This is a genomic window from Variovorax sp. dw_308 (genome assembly GCF_019207085.1).
Taxonomy (GTDB): Bacteria; Pseudomonadota; Gammaproteobacteria; order Burkholderiales; family Burkholderiaceae_C; genus Variovorax.
In genome coordinates this window covers 1-475 of sequence record NZ_JAATOM010000103.1, presented here as the reverse complement: position 1 = coordinate 475, position 475 = coordinate 1, and the positions used below count along the sequence as shown (strand labels likewise).

The following is a 475-nucleotide window of genomic DNA, read 5'->3' as shown; positions in this document are numbered from 1 at the left end:
GCATCGATGTCGAGATTGGCAAGGTCGACGGCCAGGGCGGCCAGGCCATCGGTGCTGCCCGCCTCGCACGATTCACGGCCTGCCATCAGCGCGTGCAGCGGGCGGTGCAAACCCTGCAGCGCCGGTGCGACCGGGCGCTGGCCGATACGCAACTGGCGAGCCCGGCGCGCAAGGTACTGCAAAGCCTGAAGGCGCACTGGTCGGGTCTGGTGGTGTTCGTCGATCACCCGTGGCTGGACCTGGACAACAACGCCGCCGAGCGCGCACTTCGCCCGGCGGTCGTGGGACGCAAGAATTTCTACGGCTCGGGCAGCCAGTGGTCCGGAGAGCTCGCCGCCATGATGATGAGCCTGCTGATGACGCTCAGGCTGTGGAAGATCAATGCGCGCACCTGGCTGACTTCATATCTGCAGGCCTGTGCCGAGGCCGGCGGGCGCGCGCCGGACAACCTGGGCTCCTTCGTGCCGTGGCAGAT

1 pseudogene is annotated in these 475 nt (G+C 67.6%); it reads left to right on the top strand.

The features are described 5' to 3' along the window. Nucleotides 1-104: 104 nt before the first annotated feature. Nucleotides 105-475, top strand: a pseudogene (locus HCU76_RS36395) (transposase); the annotation flags it as partial.